The organism is Paractinoplanes deccanensis (assembly GCF_016862115.1).
GTDB lineage: Bacteria > Actinomycetota > Actinomycetes > Mycobacteriales > Micromonosporaceae > Actinoplanes > Actinoplanes deccanensis.
This window is the reverse complement of record NZ_BOMI01000188.1, coordinates 1-15,418: the sequence shown is the minus strand read 5'-3', so window position 1 is coordinate 15,418 and position 15,418 is coordinate 1. Positions and strand designations below refer to the sequence as shown.

12 protein-coding genes, 1 tRNA gene and 1 pseudogene are annotated in these 15,418 nt (G+C 72.5%); 12 read left to right on the top strand and 2 right to left on the bottom strand.

What is annotated here, in order from left to right:
* Window positions 1–288 precede the first annotated feature (288 nt).
* The 6 genes from Ade02nite_RS44245 to Ade02nite_RS44220 all read left to right on the top strand — a co-directional run bounded on the left by Ade02nite_RS44245 (window position 289) and on the right by Ade02nite_RS44220 (window position 3,800).
* On the top strand, window positions 289–1,038 hold the full coding sequence (locus tag Ade02nite_RS44245; RefSeq protein WP_239169500.1) for a cellulose binding domain-containing protein: 750 nt from the start codon (window positions 289–291) through the stop codon (window positions 1,036–1,038).
* Window positions 1,039–1,085: 47 nt separating this feature from the next.
* The gene (locus tag Ade02nite_RS44240) at window positions 1,086–1,862 is read left to right on the top strand and encodes a hypothetical protein (protein ID WP_203777256.1); all 777 of its coding nucleotides are present in this window, start codon (window positions 1,086–1,088) and stop codon (window positions 1,860–1,862) included.
* Between the two features lie 105 nt (window positions 1,863–1,967).
* Window positions 1,968–2,228, top strand: coding sequence for a hypothetical protein (locus Ade02nite_RS44235; RefSeq protein ID WP_203777254.1), 261 nt, complete (start codon window positions 1,968–1,970; stop codon window positions 2,226–2,228).
* Window positions 2,229–2,432: a recombinase family protein gene (locus tag Ade02nite_RS50530; RefSeq protein ID WP_203777382.1), complete on the top strand. Its 204-nt coding sequence runs from the start codon at window positions 2,229–2,231 to the stop codon at window positions 2,430–2,432. It begins immediately after the preceding gene.
* A 66-nt stretch (window positions 2,433–2,498) separates the two neighbouring features.
* Window positions 2,499–2,753 (top strand): recombinase zinc ribbon domain-containing protein, encoded by a 255-nt coding sequence (locus tag Ade02nite_RS44225; RefSeq protein WP_203777252.1) that lies wholly within the window; start codon window positions 2,499–2,501, stop codon window positions 2,751–2,753.
* A 213-nt stretch (window positions 2,754–2,966) separates the two neighbouring features.
* Window positions 2,967–3,800 carry a helix-turn-helix transcriptional regulator gene (locus tag Ade02nite_RS44220; RefSeq protein WP_203777250.1) on the top strand — a complete coding sequence of 278 codons (834 nt, stop codon included), beginning with the start codon at window positions 2,967–2,969 and terminating at the stop codon, window positions 3,798–3,800.
* Here the strand turns inward: Ade02nite_RS44220 and Ade02nite_RS44215 are convergent.
* The gene (locus Ade02nite_RS44215) at window positions 3,782–5,080 is read right to left on the bottom strand and encodes an integrin alpha (RefSeq protein WP_203777248.1); all 1,299 of its coding nucleotides are present in this window, start codon (window positions 5,078–5,080) and stop codon (window positions 3,782–3,784) included. The two genes, Ade02nite_RS44220 and Ade02nite_RS44215, sit on opposite strands and share 19 nt — an antisense overlap.
* Before the next feature lie 248 nt (window positions 5,081–5,328).
* Between Ade02nite_RS44215 and Ade02nite_RS44210 the strand changes: the two are divergent.
* Window positions 5,329–5,535 (top strand): annotated as a pseudogene (locus Ade02nite_RS44210) (SUKH-3 domain-containing protein); the annotation flags it as partial.
* 436 nt (window positions 5,536–5,971) lie between these two features.
* Here the strand turns inward: Ade02nite_RS44210 and Ade02nite_RS44205 are convergent.
* Window positions 5,972–6,056 (bottom strand) — tRNA-Leu (locus tag Ade02nite_RS44205).
* Window positions 6,057–6,157: 101 nt separating this feature from the next.
* Between Ade02nite_RS44205 and Ade02nite_RS44200 the strand changes: the two genes are divergently transcribed.
* From Ade02nite_RS44200 to Ade02nite_RS44180, 5 genes are all read left to right on the top strand, one after another.
* Window positions 6,158–7,624 carry a tetratricopeptide repeat protein gene (locus tag Ade02nite_RS44200; RefSeq protein ID WP_307871257.1) on the top strand — a complete coding sequence of 489 codons (1,467 nt, stop codon included), beginning with the start codon at window positions 6,158–6,160 and terminating at the stop codon, window positions 7,622–7,624.
* A 199-nt stretch (window positions 7,625–7,823) separates the two neighbouring features.
* Window positions 7,824–10,397, top strand: coding sequence for a fibronectin type III domain-containing protein (locus tag Ade02nite_RS44195; protein WP_203777380.1), 2,574 nt, complete (start codon window positions 7,824–7,826; stop codon window positions 10,395–10,397).
* Window positions 10,398–10,411: 14 nt separating this feature from the next.
* On the top strand, window positions 10,412–11,404 hold the full coding sequence (locus tag Ade02nite_RS44190) for an AAA family ATPase (RefSeq protein ID WP_203777242.1): 993 nt from the start codon (window positions 10,412–10,414) through the stop codon (window positions 11,402–11,404).
* Between the two features lie 242 nt (window positions 11,405–11,646).
* Window positions 11,647–12,774, top strand: a complete 1,128-nt coding sequence (locus Ade02nite_RS44185) for a DUF58 domain-containing protein (protein WP_203777240.1) — start codon at window positions 11,647–11,649, stop codon at window positions 12,772–12,774.
* Window positions 12,775–12,895: 121 nt separating this feature from the next.
* Complete coding sequence (locus tag Ade02nite_RS44180) at window positions 12,896–15,367, top strand: transglutaminase TgpA family protein (protein ID WP_239169508.1); 2,472 nt, start codon at window positions 12,896–12,898, stop codon at window positions 15,365–15,367.
* The last annotated feature ends 51 nt before the right edge of the window (window positions 15,368–15,418 follow it).

The following is a 15,418-nucleotide window of genomic DNA, read 5'->3' as shown; positions in this document are numbered from 1 at the left end:
CTGGCCCTCGCCCCTTTCACATTGTTCGCCGCGTTGCGGCGGAGCGAGCGGGAACTGTAAGAGAAACGGCTCTGGCGCAGAAACGGTGGTGACCCAGCCCGTGGCGTGGACTCGATGATCCAGGCGGTCCCCCACTCCACCCCGCCACTCCATCGCCCACCACGAGCCCGAGATCGCCACGGTCGCCGCGTCGGCACGCAGCGCGTCTACTCGACTGGGACGGCATTCCCGTACATCGTCATCCTTCGATATAACTGGGATGCCGACGATCGGACACGGGAGGCAAGGATGCGGTACAGATCGAGCGCCATGATCGGCGGGGCGGCCCTCGCCCTGACGATCGTGATCGCCGGGGCGGCCGGCGCCTCGGCCGCCGGCTCACCGGCGACGGGCGGCGCGCTGCTCGCGGCCACGCCCGGGCCGACGGTGACGTGCCCACCAGCGATACCGCTCACCGGCGCGGTGGCGGGGGCGACCACCACGAGCCTGACGATCAGCTACTCGATCCTCCAGGGGCCGCCCTGCGGCTACGACCCGCCGGTCACCGTGACGCTCTTCGCCAGCTCCGAGGACGCCCGGCAGTGGCTGAACCCGGCGGCCGAGGCGGTGTCCGGGCCGGAGCGCAGCGGACGGGTGACGATCGACGGGCTGACGCCGGACACCGCGTACTGGTATCGGTTCAGCGCCAACGGCCAGCACGATCCGTACTGGACCGGGTCCGGGCGGACCGCGGCGGTGCAGGCCTGCGCCGCCACAGTCGCGATCGACAGCGCGTGGGGCGGCGGCTTCGTGGCGCGGGTCACCGTGCGCAACGCCGGCGCCGAGACGCTCGGCGCGTGGCACGTCTCGTGGCGGTGGCCCGGCGACGAGCGGATCGTGTCGCTCTGGAACGGGGTGGCGGCGGACGGCGGTGACGGCGTCACGATCAGCAACGCCCCCTACAACGGCACGCTGGCCCCGGGAGCATCGACGACCTTCGGCATGCTCGTGGCGGCCACCGCGCCACCCGGCAGCCTCTCCTTGGCCTGTACGCGCTGAACCGCGCCATTGGGAGCGCTCCCATAATCCGAGACGAAGGAGAGACAATGCGCAAGGTCATCGCCGCTACCGCCACCGCCCTGATCCTCGGGGCGGTGGCGGGCAGCGTTCCGGCGGACGCGGCCGGCCCCGCCCACCGCGGCGGGTGCACACGCGCGCTGCTGTTCTGCGAGGACTTCGAACGGCTGCCGCCCGGCGGTGCGAGCACGCTGGACTGGGGTGTCGACACACGCAACGGCACGCTGACCATCGAGCGGGCCGGCCGGCACAACCAGGTGCTGCACATCCACACCGTCGACAACGGACGCGCGTTCCTGCGCGTCGACGACTTCGCCGCGCCGGGCAACCGCTTCTACGGGCGGATGCGGCTGCGCGTCGACGCCTTCCCGACCGCCCCGGACTGGGCACACTTCACGCTCGTCGAGGCGACCGGCGCCGGCAGCACGGAGATCGTCAGGCCGATCGGCGGCCAGTACGCGCCTACCGTCCCCGGCGTCTTCTGGGGCGTGGGCGCCGACGGCGGCCCGACCGGCGACTGGACGAACTGGCGGGAATCGGCACCGGTCGTCGAGGACGCCTGGCAGTGCTTCGAATGGGTACTGGACCCGGCGGACAACCGCGTCGCCGTGTGGATCGACGGCCGGGCGCGCCCGGAGCTGACCGCCTCCACCACCGAGCACGGCGGCAACGACGTACCGTTCATCCTCCCGGCCGTGGACACCGTCAAGATCGGCTGGCAGCTCTACCAGAGCGGCACCACACCGGGCGAGTTCGACCTTTGGATGGACGACATCGCCCTGTCCACCCAGCGGCTCGGCTGCTGACCGCGCCCACGGCCGCCATTCCTTGAGGCGGCGTGGGGCGGTTCGGCGTCAGGGCCGCCTCCCACTCCGGGCGCGTGCGCCGCCGTGCGTCGAAGCCTTGTCTTGGTGCACTGCGGCGCCGGTCTGCGGGAGCCCTGGATCGGCGGCGCGATCGACCCGGGCTCGGATGCCCATGATCTCGTGATGGCGCTCTACGGCGGCGTGAGCAAGGAGGAGCGCAACCGCATCAAGGTCCGCGTCCGGTCGGCGATGAAGGCGCGGACGGAGTGGGAGGGCAGATACCTCGGCGGCCGTGGCCCTACGGCTATCGGCTGGCGGACGCGGGCCCGCACCCGAAACCCCGGCAAGGCGGCCGAGGGAAGATGACTGCACCGGCTCGAACCCGACCCGGTCACGGCGCCGGTCGTAGCGAAAATCTTCAACGAGTACGTCGCGGGCCGAGGCATGACCTCGGTCGCGCGCGGACTGACGCAAGACGGCATCGCATGCCCGTCCGCGTACGACCGAGCCCGCACCCCGCACCGGTATACGCAGGTGCTGAAGACCACCGCCATCCGGGCGATCCTGTAGAACCCGCGCTACACCGGCCGCCAGGTCTGGAACCAGAAGCGCGGCACGAACAGCGCCATCGGCAAGGTGCCTCGCCATACCGGCCGGCCGTACCTGTTCCGCGGCTTGATCACCTGCGGGCTCTGCGACCGCAGGATGGTCGGCAACCCGAACCATGGGCGTCTCTACTACCGCTGCCTCGCGACCCGGGACTTCATCCGCCAGCGGCAGATCAGCCAGCCGCCCGCGCTCTACCTGCGGGAGGACGCAATCATCCGACCGGTCGACGAGTTCCTTCGCAAAGAGCTGACCGGGCGGCCGCGACAAGAGTTCCGTCAGTAAGCGGGATGCGTGCCAGCTCGCACCGGGTGCCGACGGTCGTCGCCTCACGACGGCCGCGAGGTCCGCATCGTGGCATCCGAGCCTTGGGCGCCTGGATCTCGATGGCGTCCGAGCCGGCCGGCCCAAGCGAACCGGCCGGGCGGTTCCGCTGTGGATGCCCGGCTGCTGCCGACGCGTGACCGGGCCGCGACCCCGTGCCGCTACGGTCGGCGCATGCCGCAGCTGCTGGACCGCCTGATCGGCCCGTACGAGCGGCACCTGCTGGCCGGGTCCGGATACGTGCTGGGGGGCTTCCGCTGCCCGCCCGAGGCGGCACGCTGGCGCGAGCCCAATTGGATCGGCGAGCGACCGCACGTGGTGCTGCCTTCCACGGCGGTACGGATCGGCGCCGGCCCGGCACCCGACGAGGTGTGCACGGTCAACGAGGTGCTCGTGTACGACCGGGACACCACGTACCGCCGCGGACTGGTCAGCGCAGAGGGTGACCGCTGCACGTTCGTCGCGGTCGACGACGAGTTGGCCGACGAGTTGGGTCTCGAGACCGGCGCCGGGGTACGGCACGCGCCTTGCGCGCCGGAGCCGTACCTGCGGGTGCACCGTGCCCGGGCGGCGCTGCACCGGCCCGACCCTGACATGCTGGCCGCCGACGAGGCGGTGCTGGCACTGCTCGGCCACGCCGCGCGGCGGCCGTGCCCGCGCGGCCGCGCCGACCGCGGCGCGGCGGCCACGGTCGACGCGGTGAAGGGCCTGCTGGCCGGTGCCCCGACGCGGGTCTGGACGCTGGCTGAGCTCGGCGCGGCGGTGCATTACTCGCCGTACTTCCTGGCCCGCACCTTCCACCGGCACACCGGCTACCCGATCGCCCGCTACCGGCGGCTGCTGTGCCTGCGGCAGTCGCTGCCCGGAGTGTTGCGGACCGGCGCCGACCTGTCTCGGATCGCCGCGGAGCACGGGTTCAGCAGTCACAGCCACTACACCCGGGCATTCCGGGCCGCGTTCGGCTGCACGCCGTCGGAAGCGCGCGGAACTCAGGTGCCGATCACATAGACGGTGTCGTTGCCCGCGGCCGAGACCAGCAGGTCGACCCGGCCGTCGCGGTCGACGTCGCCGATGCCGACGGCGTCGTAGCCGAGCAGTTCGTTCGCGACCGAGCTGCGCAGATCGCGCAGGATCCGGCCCGTGCGTCCGGAATACACGACCAGCCGCCCGGCCTGAGATGCGCCGGCGCTGCTGGAGTAGAACCCGACCGCGATGTCGTCGCGGCCGTCGCGGTCCACGTCACCAGCCGCCCGGCCCGGTCCGGCGCCGTCGTTCGGTTGGTCGCCGCGGAACAGGTGCAACCGCTCGCCGGTGCGGCCGGAGAACACGTACGCCTGCCCGGCTGGTAGCGCGCACTGGTCGGAGGCGTCCTCGCCGCAGAAGTCGCCGACGTAGATGTCCGGGACGCGGTCGCCGTCGACCCGGCCGGCGGTGGCGACGAAGAACCAGCCGAAGTCGTACGACTTCTCGTTCCCGGCCAGGGTGAACCGTGTGGTGCCGCGCCGGCCGTCGTACACGTAGGCCAGGCCGCGGTCGCCCGGACCGGCGTCCTTCGCACCGACGATGTAGTCGGCGCGGTGGTCGCCGGTGATGTCGCCCAGCCCGGCGGCGCCCCAGCCCAGCGCATCGCCGGCCTCTGCGCCGTCGTGCGTGCGCAGGACCTTGCCGGTGCGGCCGGAGAGGATGTACGCCTTGCCGGCGTCCGAGCCGGCCGGCCCGTCGTGGCAGGGCGCGCCGACCACCAGGTCACCCCGGCCGTCCCGGTCCACGTCGCCGGCCGCGCCCACGGCGGCGCCGAACTGGTCGCCGTTCATCTCGCCGTCGACCTTGAGCAACTCGCGGCCGGTCCGGCCGGAGTAGACGTAGATCCGGCCCGGCCGCGGGGTGTCGAAGCAGGCCAGCCGGGCCTCGCCCGTGGCGCCGACGGCGATGTCCGGTACGCCGTCGCGGTTGACGTCGCCGGCGTCGGCCATCGCATAGCCGTGCACGTCCTCCGGCGCGCCGGTGAAGCGGTGGAGCAGTTTGCCGGTGCGACCGGATCGCACATCGGTGTGGCCGGTGAGCCGGCCTTGGTCGTCGCTGTGCCGGGCGGCGCCGATGATCGCCTCCCGCACGCCGTCGCGGTCGATGTCGCCGAGCTGGCTGACCGCCCAGCCGAACCGCTCGTTCGGCTGGTCGCCACGCCAGGTATGGATGGTGTCGGGCTCGGCAGCCGCCGCGTGAGCCGGGGCGGCCGCGCCGATCGTCGCGAGCGCCGTCGCCACGACGAAGAGAGGTAGAGGTCGCATGGTCGCGAAGCTATAGCCGCTCCGGGCTGAGCCGCTGTCACGAACGTGCGCACTTCCCCAGCTCGCCGAGCTTGCGCATTCCCGGTGGCAACGCATTCGTGGGAGCCGGTCATCTGAGCCGGCTGCTGTTGCATTCGCGTGCCTGCTGATGGACCTCGACCGGCACGCCAAGTTCACCGCGACGTTCGATGCGGTGTTGGCCGCGGCGGGCGTGGCGACGGTGAGGACTCCGCCTCAAGCGACCCAGACGAACACCTACGCCGAACGCCGGTTCGCACCGTCCGCACCGAGTGCCTGGACTGGACGCTGTGGCGTGGCTCATCGCCCGCCGAAGCATAATCGGTTCACGGTTGTTCGCGCTGGGCGTCGAGGGCGACGACGAGGCGATCCTAGCCATCGACCAGCACGGCCGCGTGTTCTCGATGGACCAGGGCGGCGAGTGGTTTCCTCGCTGACAGTCTCGGCGGTGCGCTGGTCGCGCTGGTCACCGGCGTCCCCGCCTGCCCGCGTCGACGAAGACGGCGGCTGGCGCACACGGTGACGTGCCGAACGCGCAGCTCCGGTACATCAGCGCGTCGACATTCTCGAGATGAGTAACCCGGTGCGGCGCAAGTAGCGCTGAGTGCGGCAGATTGATTTCGGTAGCCGGGGCATCGCACGGCCCGACAGCATCGCCGCGAGCAGCTTGGCTGGACGAAATCGCGTAACTCGGCTCCCGGCCCCGGGCGTCTCGCGGGCACGCCGAAGTCAAGGAACGTCGGCGAATCGCTGAGGAGGTGTGCCGAACAGCGTGTCTGCCCGGGACTGAACCCCCACGTGTCTGACCTCGGCAGACAGCGCAGAAAGTCAGGGCACCCACGACAAACTCGCAGGTCATGCCGTGATCAATTGTGTCCGGAGGGGGACTTGAACCCCCACGCCCGATAAAGGGCACTAGCACCTCAAGCTAGCGCGTCTGCCATTCCGCCACCCGGACTTGCTCGTTCAGCTTACCGGGTCCGATGGCCGACCTTGCAGTCGGTATCGGCGGCCCGGCGAGCCGCACAGGAGAGAACTGTACACGGCCCGTTGGGCGGGGTGCGGGAGGGGTGGGGGGCGGACATTGCGGGGCATTTGACCGGTTCGGTGGGGGTGGTCTGGCGTTCGCGGGTCTGGAGCGGGCAGCATGGCTGCGTGTCTCAGGCCTCTCCGCTCAGTCCGGCTCGGCAGCGTGCTCAGGCTCTCGCGTCGGCAGGGGATCTGGCCGGGGCTCGGGCGGTGCTGGAGAAGGCCGTGGAGCTCGGGAAAGTGAACCTTTCCGAGGATGATCCGGACGTTCTGCTCACGGCGTACGAACTCGGGACGGTGTTGCAGCAAGCGGACGACCCTTCCGCGGCGCGCCGGGTGCTGGAGGAGGCGTACGCCTCGGGGTTGTGGCGGCTGGGGGACTCGGATCCTCTGATGGTGCGGATCTCGCATGACATCGGGGTGGTCGCCGAGGAGCTCGGCAACCGGCACGAGGCGCGCAAGGCCTTCACCCGGGTGGCCGAGCTGGGGCCGGAGGTGCTCGGCGAGAGCGACGCGGCGGTTGCCCGGGCTCGGGCTTATCTGGGCCTTTCTGTTGTACGGGCGGAGGATCCGGCCACTCCCCTGCCGGTGGTCGACGCGCGGGTGGAGCAGTCCTGGACGGTGCGGCCGGCACCGCCTGTGGACGACGCGGGCGGCGGGCGGTCCGCGGCGGTGCAGCCACCGTCGGCGGCCAACCAGCGTGTGTGGCCCGGCAGTGAGCCGGAGCGACCACTGCCTGCGTCGCCTGTGCGAGCCCCAGAAGCCGCGCGATTCCCGCAAGCCGGCCCACCCGCGCAACTCCAGCAGACCGCGCAGGAGCCGCAAGCCGTGCGGGCGGACGGGCGGGCGGCGACTCAGCTGCCCGGGCCGCCGATGAGCCCGATCGAGGAGCCGACGGTCGCGCAGCCGATCATCAGTCCTCGTGTCGGGCCGGGTGGGGTCCAGGCGCCAGTGCAGACGCAGGGGCCGCGGATTCCGGTGCAACGGCAGTCACCTCCTGGCGTTCCTTCCTACACCGGTGGGCCGGCAGCGGCGGCGAGTTATCCACAGGCACCGGCAAGCGCTTCACCTTCGTACGGCAGGAAGGGTTTAGGGCTTTTTGCGGCGATCGCGGCGGTGCTGGCCGCGGTGATCGCGGTGGCCGCTCTTGTCTTCGTGCTTGCGAATCGATCAGGGGAGCCTGGTGGGGAGCCGAACGTGCCAACCCTGGCGGGTGAGGCGCCGAGCGATGTGCGGCTGCGGGACGCGGGCAGTGCGATCACTGTCACGTGGCGGGATCCGGCCAACGGCTCGGTGTCCTTTATGGTCACCATGGGGCAGGCCGGGCAGGAGTTGAAGCCAGTTTCGACGCTCGGGCCTGGGCAGACGTCGTTCGAGATGTCGGGGCTGAACGCCACCTTGAACTACTGCTTCGCGGTGGTGGCGGTGTATCGGAACAACCAGTTCGCGACGTCGTCGCAGGCGTGCACGACGCGGGCCACGGCTACTCCCCGATAGACCTTGACCACTCTCCGAGAGCTTGATCACTGAGCGCGACGGGACTTGTCCACAAGAGGTACCGACCCGTTCGCGGAGCCCCCTATGATGGCCTGCGTTCTCGACCCACGTGAATGCGCCGGCCGACGGGGAGGTAGCGGCAGTGACCAGCGAGCAGCGACCGAGACGGCGGTGGCGGCGCCGTGGCTACCTGGTCACGATGGCCACCGTCCTGACTCTCGCGGGCGGGCTGGGGCTGACCGTGCTCGGGCTCGGGTCGGCCGATCAGGCGGTGGCGAGCTTCGACGCCGCCTCGTGGGTGTGGAGCCGGGCCAAGGGTGAGGTCGCGCGGGTCAACGGCGTCACGGCCAAGGTGGACACGCGCGTCGACGTGCCGCAGGCGCGCGGTCATCAGGTGCAGGTGGTGCAGAACGACCGGTTCGTGATCCTGCGCGACGTCAACACCGGCGCGATCGGGTCGATGGACCTCACCACCCTTCAGCAGTACTGGAACGCCTCGACCAGCTCGGGCATCGGGGTGCGGATCGCGCTGCACGAGAGCTCGGTCTTCGTCATCGACACCGTGCAGGGCCAGGTGCAGCAGCTCGAGCCGCGCTCGCTGAGCCCGATGGGCGAGGCGCTGCGGTTCGCGCCGGGCGTCGCGGGCGGTGTCTTCGACGACAAGGGCCGGCTATGGATCGCCTCGCCCAGCGAGGGCACGGTCACCGCGATCACCCCGGCGGTGATCCCGTCCGAGGCGCCGGAGCAGGGTGGCGGCGCGGCGGCCGCGGCCGGGCCGCGGATCGCGCACACCGCGTCGGTCGCGGGGCCGAGCCACGACCTCGCACTTTCCACGCTGGACGACGGCGTCGCGGTGCTCGACCGCACGACGAACGCGCTGCGCACCGTGCGCGGCGATCAGGGCAAGCCGTCGGATCCGGTGACGCTGCCGCTGGCCGGGCCGGGCAAGCTCGCGCCGCACACCGACGGGCGGCAGGTGCCGGTCACCGTGCCGGACGCCCGCCATGTGTACGTGGTGGGCGACGACGGGATGCGCAGCGACTTCACGGTGCCGGGCGACGGCGAGGACCTTCAGCCGGCGGTGGCGTGGGAGGGCTACTTCTACGTGGCCGACGCCGACGGGTCGGTGCACGTGTTCGACTCGGCCGGCGCGCGGCAGACGGACATCGGCTTCGCCAACCCGGGCGGGCCGCTGGAGCTCGAGGTCCGCGAGGGCTACCTGTTCATCAACGCGCCGGGCTCGTCGCTCGCCCGCGTCGTCGACAACCAGCACGGGGTGCGGACCGTCGACAAGTACGCCGATGACGTGCTCGGTGGCGACCCGCCGCAGACGCCGCCGCAGGCCCCTCCCCCGCCGCCGAAGCCGAAGAAGCCGGTGGTGACCAAGCCGGGCGCGCCCCGCAACGTGCGGGCGGCCGCGGGCAACGCCGAGGCGCGGGTCACCTGGCAGGCCGCGGCCAGCAACGGCGCCGCGATCTTCAAGTACGTGGTGGTGGGCTCCGGGCGCACGTTCCAGGTCGGCGCCGACCAGCGGGCGCTGACCATCCCGGGACTGGTGAACGGGCAGACGTACACGTTCACCGTGAGCGCGGTGAACAAGAAGGGCGCCGGGCCCGCACGCACCAGCAACGCGGTCAAGCCGACCTCCGAGGTGCCCGATCCGCCGACCGCCGTGACGGCCGAGGCCAAGCCGGACGGGTCCGTCGTGGTGAGCTGGCCGCCGGCGAACGGGCAGGGCCTGCAAATCCGGCGGTACACGGTCACCGCGATCTCCGAGGGTGGCAGCGCACCGATCGGCGACACCACCGAGCCGACGCTGACGATCAAGAGCGGTCAGCTCGAGTACGGCAAGCAGTACGCGTTCACGGTCGTGTCGGTCAACGAGCGCGGCGCCGGGTCCAAGGCGTCGCCGGTCAGCGCCAGCGTGGTGCCGTTCACGGCGCCCGGCAAGCCGGAAGGCGTCGACGCGGCGACCGTGGGCGACCAGGCCGGGACGATCTCGGTGGCCTGGCAGCCGTCGGCCGACAACGGGCGGGCCATCACGAAATACGTGGTGAAGGCCGGCGACAAGAGCCTCGACGTCACCGCCGGCACGGCCGCGACGCTGACCGGGTTCGAGTCGGGCGTCAACGTCGCCGTCGAGGTGCGGGCGGTCAACGAGGCCGGCGAGAGCGAGCCGGGCACGGCCACCGCGCGGACGGTCGCGTCGCCCAAGGTGACGGTCACCGGAGTCACCGCGACCTTCAACACGGCCACCGTGGCGTTCAGCGTGGACGCGGGCGGTGGCACGGCCAGCTGCTCGGTGGCGGCCTCCGGCGGCGGTACGGCGAAGGGCAGCTGCTCCAGCCTCAAGATCTCGGGGCTCAAGCCGAGCACCAGCTACACCTTCACGGTCACCGCGACGAACGCGGCGGGCACGGTCCAGGCGAGGTCGACCAAGACCACGGCCAATCTGTACGGGACGGCGACCTGCAACAACGGCGAGGAAGGCGACACGGCGACGTACTGCAACAAGGACGTCGACGGGCGCAACGGCAACGAGATCTTCGCCGTCGCGTCGCAGGACGGCAAGCAGGTGGGCTGGGCGAAGCCGGGCACGCGGCTCCAGGCGTACTGCAAGAAGGCCGGCCAGGAGGTGTACGCGTACATCTACAACAACGAGAAGCGAAGCACCTGGTGGATCCAGGTCAACTACGAAGGCAAGAACTACATCCCGTGGGCGTGGCTCAACCTCGACGGTGGGGACGACCTGAACGACCTGCCGAACTGCTGAGGTAACGAACAACCGTGGTGACAGAACCTCTTCCGCCGCAGCACATCCAGGGCTTCGCACAGGTGGCGGCCGCGCTCGCCGACCGGATCGGCGCGGTCGTGCTGGGCAAGCCCGACGTGGTCGAGCTGGCGCTGACCGCGCTGTTCGCGCAGGGGCACGTGCTGCTCGAGGACGTGCCCGGGGTCGGCAAGACGACCCTGGCGCGGGCGCTGGCCGCGTCGATCAAGGGGCAGTGGCGGCGCGTCCAGTTCACGCCCGACCTGCTGCCGTCCGACGTGTCCGGCGTGACGATCTTCAATCAGGCGAGCCGCGGGTTCGAGTTCCATCCCGGGCCGGTGTTCGCGAACATCGTGATCGCCGACGAGATCAACCGGGCGTCGCCCAAGACGCAGTCGGCGCTGCTCGAGGTGATGGAGGAGCGCCGGGTCACGGTGGACGGCGTGCCGCATCCGGTGCCGCAGCCGTTCCTGGTGGTGGCGACGCAGAACCCGGTCGAGATGGACGGCACCTACCGGCTGCCGGAGGCGCAGCTCGACCGGTTCCTGGTGAAGCTGTCGGTGGGCTATCCGAGCGAAGAGGTCGAGGTCGAGGTGCTGCGCGGGGCGGCGTTGCGCTCCCCCGACACGCTCGAGCCGATCACCGACACGGCGACCATCGGCGAGATGGTACGGATGGCGACGCACGTGCACATCGCCGATCCGCTCTACACGTACGCGGTGCGGCTGGCGGCGGCGACGCGTAACCATCCGCAGGTGCGGGTCGGGGTGAGCCCGCGCGGGGTGATCGCGCTGACCCGGGCGGCGTGCGCCTACGCGCTGATCCACGGCCGGGGGTACGTGTTGCCGGAAGACCTGAAGACGTTGCTGGGTCCCGTTTTCGCCCACCGTGTGCTGCTGTCGGCCGACGCGCAGCTGCGCGGGGTGACCGCGAACGAGGTGCTGGACGACGCGGTCCGGTCGGTGCCGGTGCCGCTGCCCGACAGCAACCGCGTCGCGGCAGGGGCGTGACCGCGCCCCGCGCCGCCGGTGAGCCGCCGCTGCCGGTCGGCAGCGCTCCGCCGACCGGCGGCGGCCCTCCCGATCCCGCCGCACACCCGGCAGGCGCCACACAACCGGCAGGCGCCGCACGCCCGGCAGGCGCCGCACGCCCGGCAGGCGCCGCACGCCCGGCAGGCGCCGGGCGGGCGGCAACGACGCAGCGAGCGGCCGACGTCCGGGCCGTTGTGCTGCGGAAATGGCGGCGGACCGGAATGACCGGGCGTGGCGTCGGGCTGCTTCTGGCCGCGGCGGCGCTGATCATGGCGGGGTTCCGCTACGGGTATCCGGATCTTGCGGTGCTCGGGGCCGCGGGGACGGTGGCGGTCGTCTGCGCGGTTGCGTTCGCGCTGTGGCGGCCGCGGCTCGGGGTCGAGCGGGTCGCCGACCCGGACCGGGTGGCCCGGGGTGAGCCGGCGCGCATGACGCTGACGGTGCGCAACACGAGCCGGCTGCGGGCGGCGAACCTGGTCGCCAGTGATCGGTGCGGAGGCGGGGCCGTGCCGGTTCCGCTGCTGCGGCTGCGGCCGGGGCGGGACACCACGGTGGAATATCCGGTGCCGACCCGCCGGCGGGGCGTCGTGCCGGTCGGGCCGTTGCGGGTCACCCGAGGGGATCCGCTGGGGCTGGTGACGCTGGCCCGGACGTACGGCGGGATCGCCCAGGTCTGGGTGCACCCGCGGATCCATCTGCTGCGGGTGGTGCCGGCGGGGATGACGCGCAGCCTCGACGGACGGATCGACAAGGTGCCGCAGGGGACGATCACCTTCGACACGTTGCGCGAATACGTGATCGGCGACGAGATGCGGCGGGTGCACTGGCGCAGCAGTGCCAAGGTGGGCGAGCTGATGGTGCGCGAGCAGCTCGACACGTCCGAGCCGACGATCGTGGTGCTGCTCGACGATCGGGCCGGGGCGCATCCGGAGGTTCGTGACGGGGTGGCGGAGTCGTTCGAGGCGGCGTGCGAGGCGGCGGCCTCGATCGTGGCGGCGGCGGTGCGGGAAGACCTGCCGGTCAGCCTGCATCTGGTCACCGGCGTGGCCGGTGGGCCCTTTCTGGACGTGCTCACCGAGGCGACGCTGGCAACGGGCGATCTCGAGGCCACGCTGCGGCGGGTACGGGCGCAGCGGCTCGGTGACACGCTGATCTTCCTGACCGGGCCGGGCGGTCGCGGGGACCTCGGCGCGGTCAGCGGGCTGCGGGGGCCCTACGCGGTGGTGATGGCGGGGCTCTTCGGCGACCGCGACGGCGCGCCCGTGTCGGCCGGCGACGGCCTGATCGTCATCGAGGCCGCCGACGGCGCGGAGTTCGCGGCCGCGTGGGACGGGGTCCGCGGATGGTGAGGCACCACGGCAACCACACGACGACCGCGAGCGAGGACTGCGGGGCCGGGCCGCGCGGCGACCGGAAGGTCAGCGGCGTGAGGCCGGACGGCGGGGGTGGGGTGTGCGCGTCGTGAAGTGGGTGCGTGCGGCGGTCGTGGGGGTGGCGCTGGCGGGGTTGGTGGCGCTCTCCGGGGTGGTGCTGGGGCGGATCTTCGCGGGGGCGCTGCTCGTTCAGCTGGTCGCGGGGGCCGCGGCCGGGTCCGTGGGGCTGTCCGTGGCGACGCGGCGGGTGCCGAACTGGGTGGTGGCGCCGCTGTCGGCGGGGGTGCTCGGGGCGTACACCATTGTGGCCTTGAAGATCGCGGCGGATCGGGCCGAGCTGACCGGGGCGCTCGCGGGCATCGTGCGGGAGTCGCTGGTCAACGGGATCCCGCGGCTGCTCACGGCGCTGATCCCGGTGGAGCCCACGCCGGACACGGTGGTCGTGCCGGTCATCGCGGCCTGGCTGGCGGGGCTGGCCGGGGCGGAGATCGCGGTACGGGCGGGGCGGGTGCTGCTCGGGCTGCTGCCGGCGACGGCGCTCTATGCGGGGGCGCTCTACGTCGTGGGGCCGAACGCGGACACGGCCGGCTGGACGACGCTGGTCTTCGCGGGGCTCGCGATGGTGGCGCTCGCGACCAGCGCCCGGCCGGCCGGGACGGCGAGCGGCGACATCCCGCCAACCGACCCCACGAGCAGCGACGACCCGGCGGCGGACGCGCCGAACAGCAAGGACTCGACGACGGGCGCGCCGAGCAGCACAAACCGGGCTACGGGCGCCGCGAGCGGCAACGATCCGGCGGCGGGAGAAGCGAGCAGGGGCCTGCCGGCGCTGGCGCGCGGGCGGGCGATGGCGGGTGCGGCGGCTGGGCTGGTGGTCGTTCTCGGTCTCGTCGTGGCGGTGGGGCCGTGGGTCGGCGCGCGGGTCGGCGCGACGCCGGTCGATCCGCGGCGCTATGTGGAGCCGCCGCAGGTGGACAGCCTCGACGAGAGCCCGCTCAACCGGATCTCCGGGTGGGCGCTGACGCCACGCGAACCGCTGCTCGAGGTCTCCCGCGCGAGCGGCGCCAAGGGCCGGACGGTGCGGCTGCGGCTGGCGGTGCTGCCCGACTACGACGGCGTGACCTGGCGGGTCGGCGCCACCTATCGCAACGCCGGGCGGGCGCTTCCGCAGTTGCCGCGGCCCGCGGATGTCAGCACTTCGGTGGTACGCCAGGACGTCACGATCGACGGGCTCACGGGCCGGCTGCTGCCCGTGGTGCCGGCGGCGACCGAGGTGTCGGGGGCGCGGGTCGCCTTCGACGCGGCGACGGGCACCCTGATCCGGCCCGAGAGCCTCACGCCGGGACTGCGCTACTCGGTCACGTCGGAGGTGCAGACGCCGGACCTCAACCTGCTGCCCACCGCGGAGACGCCGTCCGGTGACGCGGTGGCGCGCTATCTGACCGTCGGGGCGGACGTGCCCGACGAGATCCAGCGGCTCGCCGATCAGCTCGCCGAGGACAACGGGGCCGCGTACGACCGGGCCATGGCGATCCAGGATTTCCTGGCCGAGCACTACAAGCGGGTCGCGGACGCGCCGAGCGGGCACGCGTACCCGAACCTGCGGTACTTCCTCTTCGGGCCCCGGGGGCGAGGCGGGCAGGCCGGGACGTCGGAGCAGTTCGCGGCGTCGTACGCGCTGCTCGCCCGCGTCATGGGCTTGCCGAGCCGGGTCGTGGTGGGCTTCGACGCGCCGGCCGCCGGTGGCACGGTGGTCGCGGCGAACGCCATCGCGTGGCCGGAGGTGCTCTTCGACGGGCTCGGCTGGGTGGCGTTCGACCCGATGCCCAAGAGCAAGGATCCGCACCCGGTCGAGGAGGACTTCACGCCGAAGCCGACCAAGCCGGCCCAGCCCCCGTCGGAGGCGCCCGCCCCGTCCCAGACGCCGCCGAGCTCGGGGGCGCCGACCGTGCTCGCCGCCCCGCCGGACCAGGGTCCCTCGGCCGCGGTGGTGGCCGGGGGTACGTCCGGGAGCGTGCTGCTCCTGCTGGCCGCGGCCGCCGGGGCGATCGTGCTGATGCGGCAGTCGCTGCGCCGGCGCCGCCTCACGACGGGCACGCCGGACGACCGCATCGCGGGCGCCTGGTCGGAGTTCACCGACGCGCTGCGCCTCGCCGGCCGTCCGGTGCCGCCCCATCTCGCGGCGACGGAGGCTGCCTTGTACGCGATGAGCCCCGAACCGGAGAAGCGCCGGCGCCCCCTGCGCAGGGCCGCACCGAAAACCGGCGCACCCGAAGCCGGCGCGCCGAAAACCGGCGTGACGGAAGGCGGCGCGCCGCATGCCGGCGTGCTGGAAACCGGCCGACCGGGATCCGGCACGGCGACGGTTGATCTACCGCCGCTCGACGAGCTCGTGGCGGGCATCAACACGGTCGGGTTCGCGCCGGGTCGGGCCGACGACGAGCAGGCCGCGCGCGCCGGAAGGCAGGCCGTCGCCTACGCCGACGCGCTGCGCGACCGCCGTTCGTGGTGGCGGCGGTTGTGGTGGCACGTCCACCCGGGGCCGCTGCGCTGGAACCGCCGAACCTGACCGCCGGCCGGGCAATGCGGCCCGGAAGGAGCCGCCCACCGAAACCAGCGG